We start from the raw sequence: 23147 nt of genomic DNA, 5'->3' as shown, positions 1-23147 counted from the left end.
GAGCACTGCGTTCTCCTTGTGGGTAGCGGCGCCGCCGGGGCGGGCCACGAGGGTGCGGCGGACGAGGGTGCGGACGGGGTTGCCGACGGTAGCGGTCGCCGCGGCGGCGGGATCATCCGCTCGCCACCACCGGTGCGGTCGTCGGAGTCGGTGTCGGGGTCGGTTCCTCCGGTACCGGCTCGACCACGACGGTCACCGGCGCTCCCTCCCGGCCCCAGCCCGCCGCGTTGAAGGCCGTGACGGACACCGTCACCTCCGTGCCGGCGTCGTCGCGGAACGAGTAGGTGGCCTCCGCCTGCTCGACGACGATCTCCCGGGACCCGCGGGCCTTGATCCTGAACGACCATCTCGTGACGTCCGACCCGCCGGGTGCCGCCGTCGCGGTGAAGACGGCCTGCCCGGGCCCCGGCACGGCGGCCGTCACGGTCGCGTTCTGCGGGACGGTCGTGGCCGTCGCCGAGGTCGCCACGGCGGCCCCCAGCTCGCCCTTCGAGTTGCGTGCCGTCACCTGGAAGGAGTGGCTCACGCCACCCGTGAGGTCCGAGACGCGGAAGGTGGTCTCGTGGGTCTCACCGATCGGCGTCCCGTCCATCGAGACCAGATAGGCCTCGATGGTCACCTGCTCGCCGCCGGTGGTCGCCGGTGGGTCCCAGCGCAGCGCGACCTCGCCCTTGCCCCACGGCGTCTCCGCGGCGGCGACATCGCTCGCGGTCAGCCGCGCGACCGAGCCCGGCGTGCCCCAGATCTGCCCGGACGTGCCGGCCGCGAGCGACCAGTTGACCGTGTTGCGGGCCTGCACGCCGATCACGTACGCCTTTCCGGGCCGCGCCGGGAACGTGAACGAGCGTTCCGTGGCCGCCGTCGGAGCCTGCCATTCGCCGTCGAGGCTCACCCGGTAGCCGGTCACCGCGTCGCCGCCGTCGCTCACCGGAACCTCCCACCGCACGGTGATCGACCCTTCCGTCGCGAGCCCGAACGACGCCGTCACCGCGGTCGGGGCCTCCGGCTGGCGCGCCGGGACGACCGGGGCCGACGACGGGCTCCAGTCGCCCGGGTCGGGCGCCTTGTTCAGCGCCCGCACGCGCACGGTGTACGCCGTGCCGTTCGTGAGCCCGCCGAAGTCGTAGCTCGTCGACGTCGTCTCGACCGACGACTGGCCGCCGCGCGGCGCCGGGCTGATCTCCAGGAGGTACTTCACGATCGGCGAACCCGGCGTCTCCGGCGCCGTCCAGCGCGCCCGGAGCTGGGCGTCACCGCGCTCGACCTGTGGCGCCGCCGGGGCGAACGGCTTGGCGTCCGGCCGCGCGGGCGCGGAGCTCGGGCTGGGATCCGACCAGTCGACGACGTTCCTCGCCGCGACCGTGAACGTGTACTCGACGGCGTTGGTGAGGCCGTCGATGGTGCAGGTGGTCCCGGCGCACTCGCGTGCGGCTCCGCCGGGCTGGGTCGTGACGCGGTACCCGGTGATCGGGGCACCGTTGTTGACGGGCACGTCCCAGGCGAGCACGACCGTGCGGTCGCGCACCTCGACCACCCGCGGGGCGGTCGGGGCGGCCGGCCGGCCGCGCACCACGACCGTGATGCGCCCCTCGACCTCGCGGGCCGTGTCCCCGGTGGCGTCCCGCACGCGGTAGCGGGTGACCATCTCGCCGATGAAGCCCTTGGCCGGGCGCACGTTCACCGAGGTGCCCGAGACCCCGGCTGTGCCGGCGCCCGGGGTCTCGACGGTGGCGTCGACCAGCGTCAGCGCGGTCGACGGGAAAGGGTTGAACGCGCCGTCCAGCGCGGCGACGGTCGAGGATCCGCCCTCGACGCCGTCAGCCACCCGGTGGTCGAGCACCCGCGCCAGTGGCCGGATGCTCGCGACGACCCGGAAGTCGACCTGGGCGGGCAGCGCACCGCCTGCGGCGCCGTACCCGACCGCGACCGACACCCCGCCCGCGGTCCCCCGCGGGACGGTTGCGTCGGCGCTCACGCTGAGCACCGAGCCGGACACCGTGGCCTGGAACCCGTTCGGGATCGGCGAGGTGATCTTGTAGGTGTACCGGTCCGAACCACCCGCCGTGGCGACCGGTGACGACGTGAATGCGGTCAGGTCGACCCGGGCCGGCGCTTCGCCGGGCGAGACGTCGATGACCGAGGGGGAGAACGTCGGCGGGTAGTCCGCCGCCGCCAGAACGGTGATCGGCAGCGTGAGCACCTTGGTCCGTGCGGACGCGTCGCTCGCGTCGCCGTCGGTGACCGCGACGGTGATCGATGCGGGGCCGGCGTAGGTGGCCTGCGAGCGGAACACGAGCGTGCGGTCGTCGCGCACGAGCGGTGACCCGTCCGCCTTGGTGGCCTGCACCCGGGCGGCGTCTGCCACGCGTGCGGTCCGACCGGGGGCGACCTGGATCTGCTCGTCGAGCACGATCACCAGCTCGTCACCGGCGATCACCCTCAGCTCGGGCGCCTTCGGCCGGGGCATCGGCGGGAAGTCGCCGAGGGCCGGGACGGTGATGAACGCATAGGAGCTCAGGCCGTCCGCCTGCGGGCTGGTGTTCGTCACGAGGTACGGCAGCGTCTGGGCGTGACCGACCAGGGTGACCACGACCGACCCGCTCGGCGTCACTGACGCGGTGTCGGCCACGGAGGAGTCGACCGACACCTCGAGATCGCTGATCGGGCCGCTCGGGTTCTCCGCGACGGCGAGCACCTCGACCTCGATGCTGGTCCGGTTGATCGTCTCGGTCGCGGGCACGACGACGTCGCGCACCACCGGGGCGAGGATCAGCGCGTCGTCGGTCACCGTGACGGTGAGCACCGCGGTGTCCCGCCCGCCGCGGTCGTTCACCGCGCTGTAGGAGATCTGCAGGACCGCGGGCTGGTCGGGCGTCTGCACCGCGATGCGGTTGCCCTCCACCCGCGCGTCGATGCCCTCGGTGAGCTCGAGGGCGGGTTCCAGGGTCAGCTCGCCGCCACCGGTGTCGATGTCGTTGGCGAGCACGCGGACCTCGACGGCCTGGCCCGACCGCACGCTGACGTCGTCGTTGCGGCTGACGACCTGGGCCGCCGTCGTCGGCCGGGCCGCGATCCCGACCCGGATCGTGGCGACCGCGCGCTGGCCGACCCAGTCCTCGACCGCGTAGGTGAACGTGTCCGTGCCGAGCTCGCCGGGCAGGGCCTCGTACTCGATCCAGTCGGCGCCCACCGCGGTGATCCGCCCCTTGGTCGGGGCCTGGTCCTGGCCGAGGAGCGAGACGCCGTCGCCGTCGGGGTCGATCCCGGTGAGCGGGACGGGGATCCGGATGGTCTCGCCCTCGAACACGCGCGCGGTCAGCGCCCGGGGCCTCGGCGGTGACTTGGTCGCGGGGTCCGACGGCCGGACGTCGACCGTCACGGTCGCCGAGGTGACGTTGCCGGCCGGATCGGCCACGGCGAAGGTCGCGTGCGCCTGGACGGCGGTCGCCGGGGCCTGGTAGCGCAGCAGGTCACCGGACACGAACAACAGGCCCTGCCCCGAGCCGAGCGGTTCGACGAGCTCGCGCACCACGTGCATCGGGTCGCCATCGGGGTCGTAGGCGTCTGCCAGCACGGGGATGGTGACCACGCCTCCCGTCCGCACCGAGACGGTGATGTTGGGCACGACCGGGGCCTGCTGGGTGGCCGACGCCGGGATGGGTTGGACCAGCACGTCGCCCACCGCCGACGCGCCGCCGTTGGAGATCGTGTAGCGGACGGTGACCGGGGCGTCGAGCACGCGGGTCGAGGTGATCCGCAGCAGCTGGTGGCTGAGCGCGGCGACGCGCAGCCCGGAGTCGAGCGGCGCCTCGACGGACTGCAGCACGAGCACTCCACCGGCCGGGTCGACGTCGTTCGCCAGGGGGTCGATCGTGACCTCGCCGCCCGGGGGCAGCAGCGCGCGGTCGAGGACCGCGACCGGGGGCGGCACCTCGAGCGGACGCTCCCTGACGTCGATCCGGGCCACACCGGTCGCCTGCTGCGGGGACGCCGTGACCAGGAAGGCCACGTAGTACGTGCCCGCGCGGGCGGCACCGAACGTGAACGTCCCCGCCTCCAGGTCGGTGTCGACCGTCGCGCCCTGCACCTCGTCGACCCCCGCGAGACGCACCGGCTCGCGTGAGGAGCTGCGCACGCTGTCGAGCGGGTGCACGACCACGGCCTCGTCGACGTAGGTCACCGCGTGCACCGGGTCGATGACCGGCGCGAGCGAACCGGCGGGCTGGACGTCGACGGTGAGCGAACCCTCCACGGTCTCGGTGCCGTCGGAGACCAGGACGGTCACCTGCTGGCGGCCGAGCGTGGCGCCGTCGGACTGGAAGGTCAGCGAGCCGTCCTGGCGGGTGCGGACGGTCCCGCCGGATGCGGCGACGCCGCCCGCCAGGACCAGGAGGTCGCCGTCGGGATCGCGGAAGTCGGGCAGCACGTCGTAGGTGCCCTGCGCGCCCTGCTCGACGGACATCGAGCCGACCCGCACCTGCGCCGGTGCGCCGTTCTCGTCGGCAGCGCGCACGGTGAGCCGCACGGTGGCGGTCGACGGCGCGGTCGTGCCGCGTCCGTCGGTGATCGTGTAGGTGAGCTCGGCGGTCCCGGTGACGCCCGCCGGGGTCGTGAGCTGCAGCGCCCGACCGCCGTAGATCGGCACGACGGTGCCGAACTCCGCCGGCAGCGCGTCGTGCTCGGAGATGACGAGGATGCCGCAGTCCGACGACGCGTCGTTGTCGATCACGGAGAGGATCGCGGTCCGCCCGGCCCGCACGCCGTAGTCGTCGTTCACGGCCGAGGGTGCCGCCGACTGCTCGGTGCACTCGGCCTGGATGTTCTGCGTCGACGCCCGGCTCTCGGACTCCTGCTCGTCGTCCTGGGTGTCCTCCTCCGGCTCGATGTCCTGCCAGTTCGGCTCGCGCAGCTCGGGGTCCTCGAGCGGCACCCACAGCCGTCCGCGCAGGGTGTCGTTGAGCACGACGACGTCGCGGTTGACGCGGAAGACCAGCACGTCGGCCGTCGTCATCGCCTCGAGGTCGCTGACCACCGGGTCGCCGTCCGCGCACACCTGCAGGTAGCTGCCGACGGCGGAGGCCCACGCACCGTGGGCGCACTCGCCGACCCGCACGGGCGGCGCGGGCACGCCGGAGCCACCCGTGTCGTGCTCGCGCACGTCACCGCCGTCCAGCGGGACCTCGAGCAGCGCGGACCGGCTCGCGACGAGCACCACCTCCGCCGCCGGCCCGGGCTGCTGCAGGGCGAGGCCGTCGCCGAAGGCGGTGAGGTCGACGGACCCGCCCGACGTACGCACCGTGCGCCCGTCGAGGACGACGAGCCGGTCACCCACCGCGGTGACCCGGTCGAAGCCCGGTCCGCCACCGCCGGAACCGTCCGCACCGGCGAGCGTCCCGTCGGCGGTCACCGTGACCTCCGCCTCGGTGACCTCGGCACGCTGCAGCCCGCCCTCGGGGTCGACGGCGAGCACGACGCCGTCGCGGGACACCACCGCTGCGCCCCCGGCGCCGAGGTCGAGGTCGGGGTCCTCGGAGTCGACGCTGAGCGAGCCGAGGGTGCCGGTGGTGCGCACCCACACCGCGCCGCGGGACGGCTCGGTGACGGCGACGACCCCGCGGGCCATCGAGACCGTCGCGCCGAACGGGACGCTGGCCTGGGCGCCGAGCGTGACGCTGGCCGGGTCCACGACCGCGACCCGGCCGGGTTCGGTCAGGAGCACGTCACCCGCGTCCTGCAGGACGTCGAACTCGGCCGACGTCGACACGAGCCCGGCGTTGAGCTCGTCGATCTGGGGGTTGAACCGGCCAAGCCTGAGCGCCGACGTGTTCGTCAGCCAGGCGGCGCCGTCGTTGAGGTCCACCTGGGATACGGGTACGCCGGGGTAGAGGATCGCGAGGGTCGCCACGACTGCGGGGACGGTCACGGCCACGCCCGCCTTCAGCCAGGACCGCCCGGGGCGCGCACCGCGCACGAACCCGGCTGTGGTCCGCAGCCCACCCAGCACGGTGCGCATCAGCTCGTGCACCCGACCGCGGGCTCGGTCGAGGCGCGGCGATCCGCCCGGACGATCGCGACCTCGAGGCAGACGGGCGTGCCCGGGATCTCGGGCGTGATCGTCACGGTGGGGGCGTCGACGACGGCCATCACGGTGTCGGTGCGGGCGACGGCGACCCCCCAAAGGTACCGGTCGCCGGCCAGCGGCTCCGGGTTGACCCAGGTGAACACGGCGCTGCCGTCGACGGCCACCACGCCGAGCAGGTCGGTCGGGGTCGGGACCGCGAGCAGGGGCGCGGCCGACGGCGTCCCGGAGCCGCTGGGCTCCGTGGTGCGCACGGCGGCGGTGCCGGGATCCGAACCGAGAGAGCCACTGACGGCACGCGCGACGCCGACCAGGGCGCCGACCACGACGACGCCGGCGACGGCGGCGACGGCGACCCGGCCGCGCTTGCCGGGGCGCGGCGCTCCGACGGGGCGCGGCGCTCCGACGGGCGCTGCGCGGGAGGCGGGGAACGGCGCAGGGACGCGTACGGCCGGGAGCGCCGCCTGCCCGCGCTGCGGTTGCGGCGCGCCGGTCTGGGCGAACCGAGCGTCGACGCGCCCGGCGAGACCCTCGGCCAGATCCTCGGCGCGACCCTCGGCGCGGCCCTCGGGCGACACGCTCTGGATCGGGTGCAGTCGCGTGGCTTGGTTGGCCGGCTCCAGCTCGTCGCCCGCATCCCCTGCGCCGGGTCCCGTGCCCGGCGGACGAAGATCCGTGATCACGTCCAGGGGCAGGTCGAGCGCGGTGGGCGGGAGCAGCAGCTCGATCTCCACCTGCTGGAGCGCGCGAGCCAGGGCGAGGGCCGAGTGGAAGCGTCCGGCCGGGGTGCGGTGCATGGCGCGCGCGAGCACCGCCTGGAGGCTCGCGGGCACGTCGGAGCGGCCGGTGGTCGCCAGCGCGGCGCCCTCGATCCGTCCGATCAGATCGGCGGCGTTGTTCCGGGCGTCGGGGACCTCGAACGGCGAGCGTCCCGCCAGGAGCGAGTAGATGGTGGCCGCGAGCGAGTAGACGTCCGACTGCACCCCACCGACGGGGTTCTCCGCGAGCAGCTCGGGCGGGGACCACGGGATCGACATGCCCACCGCCGCCGCCGAGCTCCAGCCGGTCGTCGCGGCGATCCCGAAGTCCGTGAGCGCGGGCCAGCCGAAGTCGGTGACGAGGACGTTCGCCGGCTTGATGTCGCGATGCAGGATGCCTGCCTGGTGCGCCGTCTCCACCGCGCAGGCGAGCCGCACCCCGATGCGCAGCACCTCGGGCACGCCCATGCGCTCGGTGCGATACCGCTTGCCGAGGTTCGGGCGGGCGCAGTACTCCATCACGAGGAACGGGCGCCCGTCGGTGGCGACGTCGGCGTGATAGATCGTCACGATCGACGGGTGGTGCGACAGCCGGGCCATGAGGTCGGCCTCGGTCCGGAACCGCTCGCGCACCTCGTCGCTGAGCGAGCCCGCCAGCAGCACCTTCACCGCGACGGACCGGTGGGGCAGCTGCTGGGTGTAGCGGAAGACGTCGGCGAAGCCCCCCATGCCCAGGAGCTCGGAATACTCGTACCCACCGATCCGCGGTGGGACGGAGGGCTCGCGGCGCGCGCTCACACGCCCGGATCCACGGTGAAGGTCACGCCCTCACCGAGATCCACGGTCACCCCGGGTGCGACGACGGCGGGCTCGCCCGGGTGCAGCCGGCGCGGACCGCTCCCGGTCGCCAGCAGGATCACGCCGTTGGTGGAGTGCAGGTCCGTCACCAGGACGTCCTCGCCCTCGGTCCGGACCTCGGCATGCGTCCGCGAGATGTCCTGGTTGGGGCTCGCCACCGTGACAAGGCGCGGGATCTCGCTGTTCGCCACCCGCGACACCTGCGGAGCACGACCGAGCAGCACCGGCCGGTTGAGCGTCACCACGAGCCCGGTGGACAGGATCAGCTTCGCCGGCGCGGGAGCCTGCGCGGCCGGGACGTTGATCGGACCGGGCATGGCGTCGCCCACCCAGGCCGGCATCTGACGGCGCAGCGCGACGACGTCCGAGCTGAGCACCGTCATCCCGTCGTGGTCCTCGGGCGCGACGACGTCCGACGCGGTCGGAGCCATTCCCGCGATGGGGCGCACCGGGACGCCGAGTGCGACGGGCGGCACCGCCCGGGGTGCAGCGCGCCATTCGACCGCCGGGGCCGGCGCGACATGCAGGGGCGCGTGCACCATGGGCGCACGAACGAGGGCGAGCACGGGCACCGGCACGGGCTCCGGCACCGGCACGGGCTCCGGCACGGGCTCCGGCACCGGCACGGGCTCCGGCTCCGGCTCCAGCACGGGCTCCGGCTCCAGCACCGGCTCCGGCTCCGGCTCCGGCTCCGGCTCCGGCTCCGGCACGGGCGCAGGCTCGTCCCGCCGGGGCTCGACCTGCTCAGGCTCTGCCAAGGACAGCACGGTCTTCGCGGGTGCCCGGGACTCCCCCACCTGCAGCTCGAGGACCACCCCACCGGCACGCACGACCCCCGACAGCACAGGCAGGGCATCGTCCGTGACCCCGGTGGACCCGGGCGCGCGCACCGTCACGGTCACCGCGTCGGCGATGAGCTCTTCCAGCCAGGTCGAGACCTGCGGCGCACGCAGCGTGCGCATCCCCGCGCGGGTCGCGACGGTCACGTCGACCTCGCCCCGCACGATGACGCGGACGTCGGCACCCTCATGGGACACGAGGGCGAACGGCGGCAGCGACGCGATCCCCCCGCCGAGCAGGATCTGGAGCTGGTCGGTGAGGCGGGCGCCCCCGCGCAGGGAGGTCCACAGCTCGTTCACGACCGCGGCACTGGTCTCGGGCGGCACCAGCGCGACGCAGCCGTCGGTGATGACCGCGAACCAGTCACCGGGGGTGTAGGCGGGCAAGTTCACGAGGTGACCTCCGGAAAGGGGACGAGGGCGAGGCGCGGGACCGTGGCGCCATCGATCTGCTCGTCCCACGCGGCGCGGTCGGCAAGGACCTCGACGCGCGGGACCGCGAACCGGCCGGCGAGCACGGTGATGTCGGTGTCCGGTCCCCCGGGCGCCGAAGCGACGTCGACCACGACGGCGCTGACGTTGTCCCGGCAGCCGGCGGCGAGAGCGGCGTCGACCAGCGCCTGAGCAGCGTCCTGCGGGTCGGCGACGTTCGTCAGGAGGGCGCGCAGCGCGTCGTCGTCGAGCTCGCCGGTCAGCCCGTCGGAGCAGATCAGGACGCGATCCGCGATCTCGGCGGGGATGAGCCAGTAGTCCGGCTCCGGCTCCGCGCCGGTCCCCACGGCCCGCGTGATCACGTGCCGCTCCGGGTGCCGCAGGGCCTGCTCGGCATCGATCTCGCCGCGGTCCATGAGGTCCTGCACCACCGAGTGGTCCACGCTGATCTGTTCGAGCTCGCCGCCTGCGAGCCGGTAGATCCGCGAGTCGCCGATGTTGAAGACGAGCCAGTACGAACCGCCGTCGTGCGCCGCGATGGCGACGCCGGCGACCGTCGTGCCCGCCGTGCGGTCGGCGCCGACCGCCTCCCGCAGGCGGGTCGCGGTCCGGCGGAAGCATGCGTGCACCTCGTCGGGAGACGCGGCGGAGCGGCCGGCCAGATGGGAGAACTCCTCGACGGCCAGACGGCTCGCGACATCACCCGCAGCGTGACCGCCCATCCCGTCCGCGACGAGGAACACCGGCGGGTACGCGAGCAGCGCGTCCTCGTTGAGCGTGCGGACGGTGCCGCGGTCCGTCGCCGAACCCCATGACGTGCGCACTGTTCCCCCTGCCTGGTCCCGCGTGCGTGCCGCGCTGCGGTGCCCGACTGGAGCACCGATCTTCTCTCTCTTCGACGCGCCGGGGGTGGTTCATGAGCACACCCGCGCAAAGAGGTGCCAACGTCACACCACCAGCGTGCCGAAGTCGATCACGCGAGGGCTGGCGGACCCACCCATATCGGGCGCACAGTGGTCTGGTCTGTGGTGTCCTGTTTGTCTGGGTCTCGCCAGTCCGTCTTCCCGGGGGTGTCAGATGGCACGTCAGAACCTTCCGCCCGACTACATGCCAGTTCTCTCACGCGGCCGCCACCGGCGTCCGTCGCGTGGTGCGTGCTTCATGGAGTTCGCGTCCTTCCTTGCCGGAGAGAGGTGGAGCGACCACCCCGCCTGCACACATGCCCTGCTCGCCACCCTGGCCAGGAACGTGAACGACCAGATGAGCGACGCGGGTCGCCAGAAGCTCCTCGGCCTCGTCCCCTCGGTGGTCGGTCTCACGTCCGACGACCCCCTGGTCGACGTGCACCTCGCCCTGCTCTGCGCGACCACCGCGCTGCCGGTCGTGGCGGCCGACACCCAGCGCGTTCTCGCGGTCGGCATCCTGTCCGCCGAGCGGCAGCTCGCCCTGCTCGAGGGCCGGGACGACGGCGTGCTGACCGACGCGAGCCTGGCCGCGCTCGCTGACGTCCCACAGGCCGCGAGCTGGGCCCGGGACTTCTCCGCGGCGATCGAGCCGTCCGATGCCGGGTTCTACACCTCCGGTGCACCGAGCATCGTGTGCTGCTCGATTCTCGGCGTGGCGGTCGCGTGCACGAGAGACCGCGACGAGCGGCTCCTGGACCTGCTCGTCCGCGGGATCGGCGTCGTACAGGCGGCAGCAGCAGCGGCCCGGGTCGCGGCCCCCACCGCACCGGTGGCCGAGCCCGACCGGTACCTCCAGACCGAACAGGTGAACCCGCTGCGTCGGACGTTCCAGTCCTCGCGGTTCGATCACTCGTAGAAGACGCGCTCGACGACGGCGCGCGACCGCCGGGCCGCGCGCAGGTAGTCCTCCTCGAGCTCCGCACCGGACCCGGCCGGGTAGCCCAGCACGCGGGCGAGCCCGGCCAGGGCCTGGCGGTCGTGCGGGAGCTGGTCGGCGTGCGCCCCGCCGGACCGGCCCGACCACAGCACCAGGGCGTCGCGCAGCCGTGAGGCCAGCAGCCAGGCCTCGGTGAGCGTGCCGGCGTCGTCGGCCGCGATGAGCTCGGCCTCGACCGCCGCGTTCAGCGCATCGAGCGTCGCCGTCGTGCGCAGGCCGGGGACCTCGAAGGCGTGCCGGAGCTGCAGCAGCTGGACGGTCCATTCGACGTCGGCCAGGCCGCCGCGCCCCAGCTTGAGGTGACGCGCCGGCTCGACGCCGCGCGGGAGCCGTTCGGCCTCGACGCGCGCCTTGATGTGCCGCACCTCGCGCACGACGGCGGGTTCGAGCCCGCCCTCCGGGTAGCGCATCGGGTCCACCAGCTGCATGAACCGCTCACCGAGCCCGGCATCGCCCGCGACCGTGCGCGCCCGGAGCAGGGCCTGGCTCTCCCACGGCGAGGACCAGCGCTGGTAGTACTCCGCATACGACGCGAAGGAGCGCGCCAGCGGACCGTTGCGGCCCTCCGGGCGCAGGTCCGCGTCGACATCCAGCGGCGGCTCGGTCCCGACCTCGCCGAGCAGCTGACGGACCCGCGTCGCCACGGAGAGCGCCACCTGCTGCGCGAGAAGCTCGTCCTGACCCGGCAGCGGGTCGTGCACGAACATCACGTCGGCATCGGAGGAGTAGCCCATCTCGCGGCCGCCGAGACGACCCATCGCGACGATGAGCATCCGCGTGGGCGACTCCACCAGACCTCGCTCGGCCAGGGTCTCGTACAGGGCGATCCGCAGCCCGCCGGCGAGCACGACGTCGGCCGCGGCGGTGAGGCTCTCGGCAGCGGAGATGCTGGTCACGACGCCGAGCACGTCGGCCGCGCCGGTCCGGGCAAGCTCCCGGCGCCGCAGCGCGCGCAGGGCGGTCGCGGCCGGGACCGGCTCGTGCGCGCGGGTGAGGAGCGCATCGGCCTCGGCGGCGAGCCGCTCGGGGGAACGCGGGGCGAGCTCGGCGTCGTCGGCCAACCAGGCCACGGACTCGGGCGATCGGGAGAGCGCCTCGGCGACGTACTTCGACGTCGACAGCACCCGCGCGAGCCGCGCCGCCGCGGTGCCGGAGTCGCGCAGCAGCCGCAGGTACCAGTGGGTCGTCCCGAGCTTGTCCGACAGGCGGCGGAAGTTGAGCAGGCCGGCGTCGGCGTCGGCCCCTTCCGCGAACCAGCCCAGCATCACCGGCAGAAGCTGGCGCTGGATCGCGGCCCGCCGAGAGACCCCCTCGGTGAGCGCGACGATGTGCCGCAGCGCACCGACCGGATCGCGGTAGCCGATGGCGGCGAGCCGAGCGCGGGCCGCCTCGGGCGCGAGGCTGGCCTCCTCGGTGGACAGCTGCGCCGTGGCGGGCAGCAGGGGGCGGTAGAACAGCGCCTCGTGCAGGCCGCGGACCTCGCGCCGCACGCTGCGCCACCGTTCCATCAGCCCCTCGGCCCCCTCGGCCCGCAGACCGACCGACCGCGCGAGGCGACGCAGGTCCGCATCGGCCGTCGGCATGAGGTGGGTGCGGGTGAGCCGGTACAGCTGGATGCGGTGCTCGAGCGCCCGCAGCAGGCGGTAGCAGACCGCGAGCCGGGCCGCGTCCTCGCGCCCGACGTACCCACCGGCCGAGAGCGCCGACAACGCGGTGAGCGTGCTGGGGCTGCGGATCGACTCGTCGGCGCGACCGTGCACGAGCTGGAGCAGCTGGATGGTGAACTCGACGTCCCGCAGGCCGCCGACGCCGAGCTTGAGCTGACGGTCGGCCTCGGCCGCGGGGACGTGGTCCTCGACCCGACGGCGCATGGCCTGGGAGTCGGCCACGAAGTTCTCCCGGCTCACGGCGGCCCACACCATCGGGTTCATCGCCGCGACGTACGCCTCGCCGAGCTCACGGTCCCCCGCGACCGGGCGGGCCTTGAGCAGCGCCTGGTACTCCCAGGTCCGGGCCCAGCGCTCGTAGTACGCGGTGTGGCTCGCCAGGGTGCGCACGAGCGGGCCGTTCTTTCCCTCCGGCCGCAGGGCGGCGTCCACGGGCCACAGCGCGGGCTCGCCCGACGGGTTCGCGCACGCCCGGGCGAGTCCGGTCGCGAGCCGCGCGCCGACCGCGAGCGCGTGGTCCTCGTCGACCCCGGCGGCGGGCTCGACGACGTAGATCACGTCGACGTCGCTGACGTAGTTCAGCTCGCGCCCACCGCACTTGCCCATGCCCAGGACGGCGATCCGCACCCCGACGCCGTGGTCGTCGAGCTCGGCGCGGGCGAGCGCGAGGGCGGCCTCGAGCGCGCCGGCGGCCAGATCGGCGAGCGCGGCCGCGACCCCGGGCATGCGGCTCAGCGGGTCGGGCGAGGTGAGGTCGGTGGCGGCGATCCGCATCAGCCGCCGCCGGTACGACCGGCGCATCGCGTCCCACCCGGCGGGTCCGCTGACGTCGGCGACCGGCACCTGCGCGTTCGGGTCCGCGCCCACCGCGGTGAGCAGCTCGGCCCGGACCTCCTCGACCGGGATGCCCGTGCCAGGCGTGACGTCGGCCAGGACGGCGAGCTGGTCGGGGTGGGCCGCCAGGGTGTCACCGATCGCGACGGACGCACCGACGACGGCCAGGAGCCGGTCCCGCCCCGCGCCCCGCGTGAGCAGCCCGGCGAGCAGGGCACGTCGGGCGGCATCCGCGTTCACCACGCCCGCGATCCGGGCGAGGGCGAGCAGGGCCTGATCGGGGTCGGCCACGTCGCCGAGAGCCGGCAGCAGACCGGCAGGGTCCGCCTCGGTGACATCACCGATGATGTCGACCAGGGCGCGATCGGCCAACATGCTCGTCGCACGGCGAGCGTCGGCGAAACCCAGCCGGGTCAGCCTGCCTGCCAGGGTTCCACCACGGTTGCTCACGGGCCCACGCTATCGACTGCGGCGCGCGGCCCCGTCCGGCAGTCCAGCCCTGGGGCCGGCTACAGGATCGGCAGGAAGCGTCGCAGCTCGTACGGCGTGACCTGACCGCGGTACTCGTCCCACTCCTGCCGCTTGTTGCGCAGCACGAAGTCGAAGACGTGCTCACCGAGCGTCTCGGCCACGAGCTCCGAACGCTCCATGACGGCGATCGCTTGGTCGAGGGACTGCGGCAACGGCTCGATCCCGAGCGCTCGACGCTCGGCGTCGGTCAGCTCCCAGACGTCGTCTTCCGCGCCCTCGGGGAGCTCGTAGCCCTCCTTGATGCCCTTGAGCCCGGCGGCGAGCAGCACCGCGAACGCGAGGTACGGGTTGGCGGCCGAGTCGAGCGCGCGGTACTCCACGCGGCTCGAGTTCCCCTTGCCGGGCTTGTACATCGGCACGCGCACGAGGGCGGACCGGTTGTTGTGGCCCCAGCAGACGTAGCTCGGCGCCTCGGCGCCGCCCCAGAGCCGCTTGTAGGAGTTGACGTACTGGTTGGTCACCGCGGTGATCTCCGGCGCGTGCCGCAGCAGGCCCGCGATGAAGCTGCGCGCGACCTTGGACAGCTCGTACTGGCCGCCGACCTCGTTGAACGCGTTGCGGTCGCCCTCGAACAGCGACAGGTGGGTGTGCATGCCCGAGCCCGGGTGGTCCGCCATCGGCTTCGGCATGAACGAGGCGAACACGCCCTGCTCGAGGGCGACCTCCTTGACCACGGTCCGGAAGGTCATGAGGTTGTCCGCCGTGGTCAGCGCGTCGGCGTACCGCAGGTCGATCTCGTTCTGCCCCGGCCCGGCCTCGTGGTGGGAGAACTCGACCGAGATGCCCATCGACTCGAGCATCTGGATCGCGGCGCGCCGGAAGTCGTGCGTGGTGCCGCGCGGCACGTGGTCGAAGTACCCGCCCTGGTCGACGGGCACGAGCGGCGCCGCCGGGTCCTTCGGGTCCTCGAACAGGTAGAACTCGACCTCGGGGTGCGTGTAGAAGGTGAACCCCTGGTCGCTCGCCTTGGCGAGCGCCCGCTTGAGGACGTTGCGGGAGTCCGCGAGGGACGGCTCGCCGTCGGGCGTGAGGATGTCGCAGAACATCCGCGCGGTCCCCTGCCGCTCACCGCGCCACGGCAGGATCTGGAACGTCGTGGGGTCGGGCCGCGCGATCATGTCCGCTTCGTACACCCGGGTCAGGCCCTCGATCGAGCTCCCGTCGAACCCGATGCCCTCCGAGAACGCCGACTCGAGCTCCGCCGGCGCGATCGCGACCGACTTGAGGATCCCGAGAACGTCGGTGAACCAGAGGCGAATGAAGCGGATGTCGCGCTCCTCGACTGTGCGGAGCACAAACTCTTGCTGCCTGTCCATGTGTCCATCCTGCCCGATAGATGTTTCCACCTCGTGACAGACCACGCCGCAATCCGTCCCCGGCTCAACTCCCGCCCGCCCGGCACCCCCCTCTCGACGCGCGGACGGCCGGGGCAGACCCGGGCTGCCGTCGGTGTCCTCGGGCGGGCCTAGGCTCGTTCGCATGGCAAACGTACGGATCGCGCTGGCTCAGATCGACACCTGTGTCGGCGACCTGGAGGCAAACACCCAGGCCGTGCTCGAGTGGTCCCGCCGGGCGGCAGCGGCCGGCGCGGACCTCGTGGCCTTCCCCGAGATGACCGTCACCGGCTACCCGATCGAGGACCTCGCACTGCGCGCGTCGTTCCGGCGCGGGGCCGAGGCCGCCCTGCAGGCCACCGCCGCCCTGCTCGAGGCGGAGGGGCTCGGCGGACTCGTCGTGGTCGTCGGGAGTGTGGGCGAGGAGCTCCGGTCGGCACCCGACGGGAGCCCGGCCCGGCCCACCAACCAGGCGGTCGTGCTGCACCACGGCCAGGTCCAGGCCCGGTACGACAAGCACCACCTGCCCAACTACGGCGTCTTCGACGAGTACCGCATCTTCGCAGCGGGCACCCGGGCCTGCGTGCTCGAGGTCTGCGGGCGACGTGTCGGCCTCGTCATCTGCGAGGACATCTGGCAGGACGGCGGGCCGGTCGCCGCCATGGACGACGCCGACATCGCGCTCCTCGTGGTGATCAACGGCTCACCGTTCGAAGAGGGCAAGGGCCACCTGCGCACCGAGCTCGCCGCCCGCCGTGCCCACGAGGTGGGCGCCCCGGTCGCCTACGTCAACATGGTCGGCGGCCAGGACGACCTCGTGTTCGACGGCGGCTCGTTCGTGGTCGGCGCGGACGGCACCCTGCTCGCCCGCGCACCGCAGTTCGTCGAGCACCTGCTCATGTGGGACCTCGCCGACGACGCGCAGCCCCCCGCCCGAGGCGAGCTCGCCCCCGAGCTCGAGGTCGACGAGGAGATCTATCGCGCCGTCCAGACCGGGCTGGCGGGCTACATCCGCAAGAACGGCTTCCGCTCGGTCGTGCTGGGGCTGTCCGGCGGGATCGACTCCGCGCTGGTCGCGGCGATCAGCGCCGACGCGATCGGCGGGAGCCACGTCGTCGGCGTCTCGATGCCCTCGCGCTACTCGTCCGAGCACTCCAAGGACGACGCCGCCGACCTGGCCAAACGCCTCGGTGCCGACTACCGCATCCAGCCGATCAAGCCGATGGTCGACGTGTTCGAGGCCGAGCTCGGGTTGGAGGGCGTCGCGGCGGAGAACCTGCAGGCGCGGGTGCGCGGCGTGATCCTCATGGGGCTGTCCAACGCCGAGGGCCATCTCGTGCTCGCCACCGGCAACAAGTCCGAGCTCGCCGTCGGCTACTCCACGATCTACGGCGACGCCGTCGGGGGGTACGCGCCGCTCAAGGACGTCGACAAGTCCCGGGTCTGGGCCCTCGCCCGCTGGCGCAACAACGCCGCCCTCGACGCGGGCGAGCTGCCGCCGATCCCGGAGAGCTCGATCACCAAGCCCCCGTCGGCCGAGCTGCGCCCCGACCAGGTCGACCAGGACTCCCTGCCGCCGTACGACCTGCTCGACGAGGTGCTCGACGCGTACGTCGAGAACGCGGAGGGCCGCGCCGAGCTGCTCGCTCGCGGCTTCGACCCGGAGATCGTCGAGAAGGTGCTCTCGCTCGTGGACCGCGCCGAGTGGAAGCGACGGCAGTACCCGCTCGGTCCGAAAGTCACGGGTCTCGCCTTCGGTCGGGACCGTAGGCTTCCCATCACGTCGCTTTGGCGCGAGCCGTGAGCACCCACAAGGAGCTTCTTCGATGATCGAGTCCGCCGCCGGTTCGCCGGCGTCTGCCCCCCTGCCCGCCGTCACCCCCAAGCCCAAGCGGGTCCGGGTGCATCACCTGCGGGAGGCGAAGGAGCGCGGTGAGCGGCTGACCATGCTCACCGCCTACGACTACCCGACGGCCCGGATCTTCGACGAGGCCGGCATCGACATGCTGCTCATCGGCGACTCGATCGGCAACACCATGCTGGGTGCCGACTCGACGCTGCCCGTGACCGTGGACGAGCTCATCCCCGCGGTGCGGGCGGTCAGCGCCGCGTGCAGACGTGCGTTCGTGGTCGCCGATCTGCCGTTCGGTTCCTACGAGGCCTCAGCCGAACAGGCGTTCTTCACCGCCGTGCGCATGCTCAAGGAAGGTGGCGCGCACGCGGTCAAGTTCGAGGGCGGCCGTCGGGTCGCGGCCCAGGTCCGCATGCTCACCGACGCCGGCATCCCGGTCGTCGGGCACCTCGGCTTCACGCCCCAGTCGGAGAACCTGCTCGGCGGCAAGCGCGTGCAGGGCCGAGGCGACGAGGACGCCGAGCGGCTGTGCGAGGACGCGATCGCGCTGCAGGAGGCGGGGGCGGTCGCCGTCGTCCTCGAGATGGTGCCGGCTCCGCTGGCCGCGCGCGTGACCGAGATCCTGCACATCCCGACCATCGGCATCGGCGCCGGCCCGAGCTGCGACGGTCAGGTGCTCGTCTGGCTCGACATGGCCGGGATGGGCGACTGGTCGCCGAGCTTCTCCAAGCAGTTCGGGCAGGTCGGGACCGCGCTGCGGGACGCGGCCGCCGCCTACGCCCGGGAGGTCCGCACGGGCACGTTCCCCGACGCCGCGCACTCGTTCCTCGAGTAGCGGCCGTCCGGGGGTGACCCCGGACCCGGCAGTACCAGCAGGGCCGGCGGTGCCAGCAGTGCCGGCAGCGACGAGCGGTGACCGGCGAGACGGGTCACCGCTCGTCCTGCTCGTCCTGCTCGTCCCAGACCTTGTTGCGCACGGCCGCCTGCTCGAGCGCGTGCTCGGCGGCCTCGCGGGTCGAGTACGGCCCCATCAGGTCCTGCCACCCGCTGTGGTGCCCCTCCTCGACCTGCTTGGTGACGATGTTGAACCAGTACGTGCGGGGCCCCTCGGTGCCTGCCATCACGGACCTCCCCTCCCTGCCCGGAACCGGGCGTCATGGTCCGTACACTGCCAGCCATGGCGACTGCGAGCAGGACTAGTCGAAGTGTGACCCCCGGGACGATCAGTCCCCGTCGCAAGGTGCCGAGCACGATCGCCCGGCCCGAGTACGTCGGCAAGTCGGCCCCCACCCCGTACCGCGGCAGCGACGTCAACGATGCCGAGACGATCCACAAGATCCGGATCGCCGGCCGGATCGCGGCCCAGGCCCTGGTCGAGGTCGGCAAGGCGGTCGCTCCCGGCATCACGACCGACGAGCTGGACCGGATCGGCCACGAGTTCATGATCGACCACGGCGCGTACCCGTCCACGCTCGGCTACCGCGGCTTCCCGAAGTCGCTGTGCACGTCGGTCAACGAGGTCATCTGCCACGGGATCCCGGACTCGAGCGTCCTGCAGGACGGCGACATCGTGAAGGTCGACATCACCGCGTACCTGGACGGCGTGCACGGCGACAACTGCGCGACCTTCGGCGTCGGGGAGATCTCCGAACCTGCCGCGCTGCTCATCGAGCGCACGCGCGAGTCGCTCGCTCGCGCGATCAAGGCCGTGGTCCCGGGCCGCGAGGTCAACGTGCTCGGCCGGGTGATCGAGAAGTACGCCCGTCGCTTCAACTACGGCGTCGTGCGCGACTACACCGGCCACGGCGTCGGCCCGGCGTTCCACTCGGGCCTCGTGATCCCGCACTACGACTCGGCGCCCGACTACGCCACCGTGATCGAGCCCGGGATGGTGTTCACCATCGAGCCGATGCTCACCCTGGGCACCCAGGAGTGCATCATGTGGGACGACGACTGGACCGTCCTGACCGCGGACGGCTCCCTGACAGCACAGTTCGAGCACACCCTGCTCGTGACCGACATCGGAGCGGAGATTCTGACCCTGCCATGAGCCAGACCACTGGGACGAAGAAGTCCACGCCAACCCTCGCGTTCGGCGTCGACATCGGCGGAAGCGGTATCAAGGGTGCGCCCGTCGACCTGGAGCGCGGCGAGTTCGCCGCGGAGAGGGTGCGGATCCCGACCCCCGAGGTGTCGACCCCGGCCGCGGTGGCCGCCGTCGTCGCCAAGGTCGTGGAGTCGTTCCACCTGCCGCTCGACGTACCGGTCGGGGTCACGTTCCCCGCCGTCGTCCAGCACGGGATCGCGCGTAGCGCCGCGAACGTCGACTCCTCCTGGATCGGCACCAACATCGAGGCCGTCCTGGGCAAGGCCCTCGGGCGCAAGGTGGTCGCGTTCAACGACGCCGACGCCGCCGGGTACGCCGAGGCCACCTACGGCGCCGCACGGGGCACGAACGGGGTCACCCTCATCACCACGCTCGGCACCGGGATCGGCACGGCGATGGTCGTGGACGGCGTGCTCGTCCCGAACCTCGAGCTGGGCCACCTGGAGATCGACGGGCTCGACGCCGAGTCGCAGGCCTCCGACGGCGCGCGGGACCGCGACAAGCTCAGCTGGGAGGAGTGGGCCAAGCGGCTGCAGCGGTACTACGGCACGCTCGAGGACCTGCTGTGGCCCGATCTGATCGTCGTCGGCGGCGGGGTCAGCAAGAACCACGCGAAGTTCCTGCCGCTGCTGCACCTGCGCGCCCCGATCGTGCCGGCGCAGCTGCGCAACGCGGCGGGCATCGTCGGCGCCGCCGCCCTCGCTGCCCGCGCCGCCAAACCGCAGCACTGACGCCTCATGGCCGACGACGCCCCGGGCACCGCAGCGTGGGCGTCGTCGGGCCCGCCCGCGGCCGGGAGGCCGGCGGCTCCGATGCGTGAGCTCACCGAGGTCGCGCCCGGGGTATGGACGGCCACGGCCGAGATCTGGACGTCCCTGACCACCGTGGTCGTCGGGGACGACGGCGCGTGCCTCGTGGTCGACCCGGGGATCACCGTCGCCGAGGTCGCCGCCCTGGCGCGGGCGATCCGGGATCGCGGCTGGTCCGTCGCGGCGGGCTTCTCCACCCACCCGCACTGGGACCACCTGCTCTGGGCGGCCGAGCTCGGCGACGGACCGCGGTGGGCGACCCGCCGGGGCGCGGAGCACGCCCTCGCCGACCGGCCCGACGTGCTCGCCAAGACCGAGGCCGCAGCACCCGGGCACGACCGCGACCTGACCGGGATGGTCCAGCCCCTGCCCGACGGCGCGAGCACGCTCCCGTGGGACGGTCCGCGCGTGGTCGTCGTCGGGCACGAGGCCCACTGCCCCGGCCACGCCGGCCTGGTGATCCCGCACGCGGGCGTCCTGCTCGCCGGCGACATGCTCTCCGACCTCGAGATCCCCCTGCTCGACGTCGAGGCGGTGGACCCGATCGGCGACTACCGGACCGCTCTGGACGCGCTCGAGTCCGCCGCCCGCGAGCACGGGGTCGACGTGCTGGTCCCCGGGCACGGGCACGTCGGCAACGCGGCCGAGCTCGCACGGCGCCTGCAAGCGGACCGTGCGTACCTCGACGGCCTCGTCGCGGGGCGCACGAGCACCGACCCTCGGCTGGCTCTCCCGGCTCATACTTGACGCATGGAGTGGCTCCTCTTCCGGCGTCGCCGGCCGGCCGGAACCCGCCGCTCGGGCGGCGGCTCGGGCGCCTTCGGTGACCTGGTCGAGGTGTTCCAGCCGAACCACCAGCACGTTCGTGGCGGAGCAGGACCGGCAACGGCTCGAGATCCGGCAGTCCGGCTCCGCGGCTCCCGGGGACGGCATCGAGCTCGACCTCGCGCGCGGCGTGGTGACCATGTCGAGTCCCGATAAACTGCGCGCGCGCCGTCAGGTTCCGCGACGCCATCCGTTCCAGGGGAGTCCCGACATGACCGTCCGATCCGAGCTGTTCGTGGCCGACCACACCGGCGCTCTCGCCCGCACGGACGCCCGGGACGCAGGCCGCGAGCCGACGCCCGGACCCGTCGCGCTCGACCTGCCCGGCGTGGGCGCGATCGACCTCGAGCTCCTCGGCGAGATCGCTGCGCGCGCGGTGCACTTCGGGACCGGACCGCTCGAGCTCGAGGAGGTCGACCTCGACCGCGAGTCGCTGCTCGAGCTGCCGGCGTTCCTGCGGGAGGTGCTCGTCGAGCTCGGGACCGTTGAGGACGCCGAGCTCCCCGCCGAGGTGGCCGCCGAGTGGGCGACGGATGACGACCTCGGGCTCACCGCCGCCGCCGCGCACTCCCTCGTGACCGCGATCATCGCGCTGCTGACCGGCGCGGCCGCGTCCGGGAACTCGGTCTACCTCTGGACCGCCGCCGCCTGAGCGCACGGCGCGCGATCCTCAGCTCGCGGACCGTGCCAGGGCAGCGGCGAGGCCCTCTTCGGCGCCTCGAGTCGGGGCGACCGAGACAAGCCCGCGGTACAGCGTGACCAGCGCATCGGTGTCGACGTGGCCACTTCGCGCTCGGTCGCAGTGCACCGACTGGATGGCGGCCTCGAGCTGGAACCGGCCCAACGGCATCCCGAACGACGCGGCGCGCCTGAGCAGAGCCTCGCCCTCGCGGATGAGCTCGGGCGACCACAGCGCCGGATCCTGATCGTCCAGGCGCGGCCACGGGTCCCCGACGCGCGCCGGCGCCCGGGCCTGCGCGAGGGTGAGCAGCGCCGCGAGACCCCAGGCCTCCGGCTCGGTGTCGAGCAGGCATGCGGTGAGCACCGCGAGCCAGCGCGCCTCGTCGGCGATCGACTGCCGCACGTCGTCACCCTGCGACAGCCAGTCGATCGCGTAGGCGCCGTAGATCGCCTCGAGCACCGACGGCAGCCGGGCGGGCAGGTCGGCGCGGGTCGGCACGACGAACGGGATGCCGGTGTCGCGAATGCGGCGCTTCGCCCGCACCAGCCGCTGGGCCATCGCGGCGGGCTCGACGTCAAAAGCCGCAGCGATCCGCACGGCGTCGAAGCCGAGCACCGTCTGCAGCATGAGCGGGGTGCGGATGCGGGCGTCGATCGCCGGGTGCGCGCAGACGAACAGCAGCTCGAGGCGCTTGTCGGGGATCGCGTCGGCGTTCTCGACGAGGGCCGCGACGTCGAGCGTGTCAGCCATCTCGATGCCGTCGGAAAGGGGTGCCGAGGTGCGTCGGGCGGCAGAACCGAAGACGTCGCGCAGGCGATTGCGGGCCACGGTGAGCAGCCACCCTTCGGGGTTGTCGGGGATGCCGGACCTCGTCCACGTTGCGAGCGCGCGCTCGAAGGCGTCCGCGAGCACGTCCTCGGCGAGGGTGACGTCACGCGTGGACGCGGCGAGCAGCGCGACGAGCCTGCCGTAGCCCGTTCGCGCCGCGCGCTCGGCGACGGCACGAACGGACTCGGCGTCTGCGGCCATCAGAGGTGCGGGCCGCCCGTCCACTCGCCGTCGACGAAGCGCGTCGCCGTCGGGCGGATCTCGATGTGCCCGTAGCGCGCCGAGGGGGCTTGCTGCGCCCAGGCCAGGGCGGCGTCGAGATCGGCGACGTCGACGACGAACGTGCCGCCGAGCTGCTCCTTGGTGTCGGCGAACGGGCCGTCCTGCACGACGAGCTCGCCGGTCGCGAGGCTGACCGTCGTCGTCGCAGCCGACGGCATGAGCACCTCGGCCGAAGCGAGCACGCCGGCGGCGTCGAGCGCCTTGGCGTAGTCGTCGAACGCCTTCATCCCCTCGGCGAGCGCCTCGGCGCCGAGGGCCTCGGCGGACATCTCCGGGTAGTGCAGCAGAAGTGAGTAGCGCATGGGCCGTTCCTTCCGGGTCGTGTTCCGATACTGACACCAGAATGACGAACGAGTCCCGCACCGATCGACACACGATGCGGGATCCGTCAGCCCCGGTTTCTCGTCCGGGCCGGCTCGCCGCACCGAGATCCGTTCCCGCGGGAACGCGCCGAGAGAGCCAGTGGACAATTCTGTCTCAGTTGTTGGGACCAGACGTTCCCGCGGGAGCGCCTCGGCACCGCGGGCC

The 23147-nt window shown here is 73.2% G+C and carries 16 protein-coding genes; 7 read left to right on the top strand and 9 right to left on the bottom strand.

Annotated features, from left to right (window positions below; translation table 11 throughout):
* Positions 1–112 precede the first annotated feature (112 nt).
* From EUA98_RS02710 to EUA98_RS02695, 4 genes are read right to left on the bottom strand one after another with little or no spacing between them, the layout of a single operon-like run.
* Positions 113–6013: an Ig-like domain-containing protein gene (locus EUA98_RS02710; RefSeq protein WP_130101119.1), complete on the bottom strand. Its 5901-nt coding sequence runs from the start codon at positions 6011–6013 to the stop codon at positions 113–115.
* Positions 6013–7635: a serine/threonine-protein kinase gene (locus EUA98_RS02705; protein WP_130101118.1), complete on the bottom strand. Its 1623-nt coding sequence runs from the start codon at positions 7633–7635 to the stop codon at positions 6013–6015. Before EUA98_RS02705 ends, EUA98_RS02710 begins: the two co-directional genes overlap by 1 nt.
* Entirely contained in the window at positions 7632–8927 is a 1296-nt protein-coding gene (locus EUA98_RS02700) for an FHA domain-containing protein (protein WP_130101117.1), read from the bottom strand. Before EUA98_RS02700 ends, EUA98_RS02705 begins: the two co-directional genes overlap by 4 nt.
* Positions 8924–9790 carry a PP2C family protein-serine/threonine phosphatase gene (locus EUA98_RS02695; RefSeq protein WP_130101116.1) on the bottom strand — a complete coding sequence of 289 codons (867 nt, stop codon included), beginning with the start codon at positions 9788–9790 and terminating at the stop codon, positions 8924–8926. The genes EUA98_RS02700 and EUA98_RS02695 overlap by 4 nt, the downstream gene beginning before the upstream one ends.
* A 337-nt stretch (positions 9791–10127) precedes the next feature.
* Here EUA98_RS02695 and EUA98_RS02690 point away from each other — a divergent pair, with 337 nt between their 5' ends.
* Positions 10128–10787, top strand: coding sequence for a hypothetical protein (locus tag EUA98_RS02690; RefSeq protein ID WP_207218944.1), 660 nt, complete (start codon positions 10128–10130; stop codon positions 10785–10787).
* Here EUA98_RS02690 and EUA98_RS02685 read toward each other — a convergent pair.
* Both EUA98_RS02685 and EUA98_RS02680 read right to left on the bottom strand, forming a co-directional pair.
* Positions 10778–13819, bottom strand: a complete 3042-nt coding sequence (locus EUA98_RS02685) for a bifunctional [glutamine synthetase] adenylyltransferase/[glutamine synthetase]-adenylyl-L-tyrosine phosphorylase (protein ID WP_130101115.1) — start codon at positions 13817–13819, stop codon at positions 10778–10780. The two genes, EUA98_RS02690 and EUA98_RS02685, sit on opposite strands and share 10 nt — an antisense overlap.
* Before the next feature lie 59 nt (positions 13820–13878).
* On the bottom strand, positions 13879–15216 hold the full coding sequence (locus EUA98_RS02680; RefSeq protein ID WP_130101114.1) for a glutamine synthetase family protein: 1338 nt from the start codon (positions 15214–15216) through the stop codon (positions 13879–13881).
* Between the two features lie 163 nt (positions 15217–15379).
* Between EUA98_RS02680 and EUA98_RS02675 the strand changes: the two genes are divergently transcribed.
* Together EUA98_RS02675 and panB are read left to right on the top strand one after the other, a co-directional pair.
* Positions 15380–17038, top strand: a complete 1659-nt coding sequence (locus tag EUA98_RS02675) for an NAD+ synthase (RefSeq protein WP_130101113.1) — start codon at positions 15380–15382, stop codon at positions 17036–17038.
* A gap of 22 nt (positions 17039–17060) precedes the next feature.
* Positions 17061–17921: a 3-methyl-2-oxobutanoate hydroxymethyltransferase gene (gene panB, locus EUA98_RS02670; protein ID WP_130101112.1), complete on the top strand. Its 861-nt coding sequence runs from the start codon at positions 17061–17063 to the stop codon at positions 17919–17921.
* 94 nt (positions 17922–18015) lie between these two features.
* On the opposite strand, the gene EUA98_RS02665 is transcribed toward panB, so the two are convergent.
* Complete coding sequence (locus EUA98_RS02665) at positions 18016–18207, bottom strand: SPOR domain-containing protein (protein ID WP_130101111.1); 192 nt, start codon at positions 18205–18207, stop codon at positions 18016–18018.
* Positions 18208–18263: 56 nt separating this feature from the next.
* Between EUA98_RS02665 and map the strand changes: the two genes are divergently transcribed.
* The 4 genes from map (at position 18264) to EUA98_RS02645 (ending at position 21479) form a co-directional block, all read left to right on the top strand.
* Complete coding sequence (map, locus tag EUA98_RS02660; protein WP_207218943.1) at positions 18264–19136, top strand: type I methionyl aminopeptidase; 873 nt, start codon at positions 18264–18266, stop codon at positions 19134–19136.
* On the top strand, positions 19133–19924 hold the full coding sequence (gene ppgK, locus EUA98_RS02655; RefSeq protein WP_130101110.1) for a polyphosphate--glucose phosphotransferase: 792 nt from the start codon (positions 19133–19135) through the stop codon (positions 19922–19924). Before map ends, ppgK begins: the two co-directional genes overlap by 4 nt.
* Positions 19925–19930: 6 nt before the next feature.
* Positions 19931–20749, top strand: coding sequence for an MBL fold metallo-hydrolase (locus EUA98_RS02650; RefSeq protein WP_130101109.1), 819 nt, complete (start codon positions 19931–19933; stop codon positions 20747–20749).
* A gap of 118 nt (positions 20750–20867) precedes the next feature.
* Positions 20868–21479, top strand: a complete 612-nt coding sequence (locus tag EUA98_RS02645) for a hypothetical protein (RefSeq protein WP_130101108.1) — start codon at positions 20868–20870, stop codon at positions 21477–21479.
* 18 nt (positions 21480–21497) lie between these two features.
* On the opposite strand, the gene EUA98_RS02640 is transcribed toward EUA98_RS02645, so the two are convergent.
* Both EUA98_RS02640 and EUA98_RS02635 read right to left on the bottom strand, forming a co-directional pair.
* A complete protein-coding gene (locus tag EUA98_RS02640; protein WP_130101107.1) occupies positions 21498–22538 on the bottom strand; it encodes an RNA polymerase sigma factor in 1041 nt (346 codons plus the stop codon).
* Positions 22538–22921, bottom strand: coding sequence for a YciI family protein (locus tag EUA98_RS02635; protein ID WP_130101106.1), 384 nt, complete (start codon positions 22919–22921; stop codon positions 22538–22540). The genes EUA98_RS02640 and EUA98_RS02635 overlap by 1 nt, the downstream gene beginning before the upstream one ends.
* Between the last annotated feature and the right edge of the window lie 226 nt (positions 22922–23147).

The sequence above is a fragment of the Pengzhenrongella frigida genome (assembly GCF_004168625.1).
In the GTDB taxonomy this organism is placed as follows: Bacteria; Actinomycetota; Actinomycetes; order Actinomycetales; family Cellulomonadaceae; genus Pengzhenrongella; species Pengzhenrongella frigida.
Note: the sequence above shows the minus strand (reverse complement) of the source record. Positions and strands in the feature narration are given on the sequence as shown.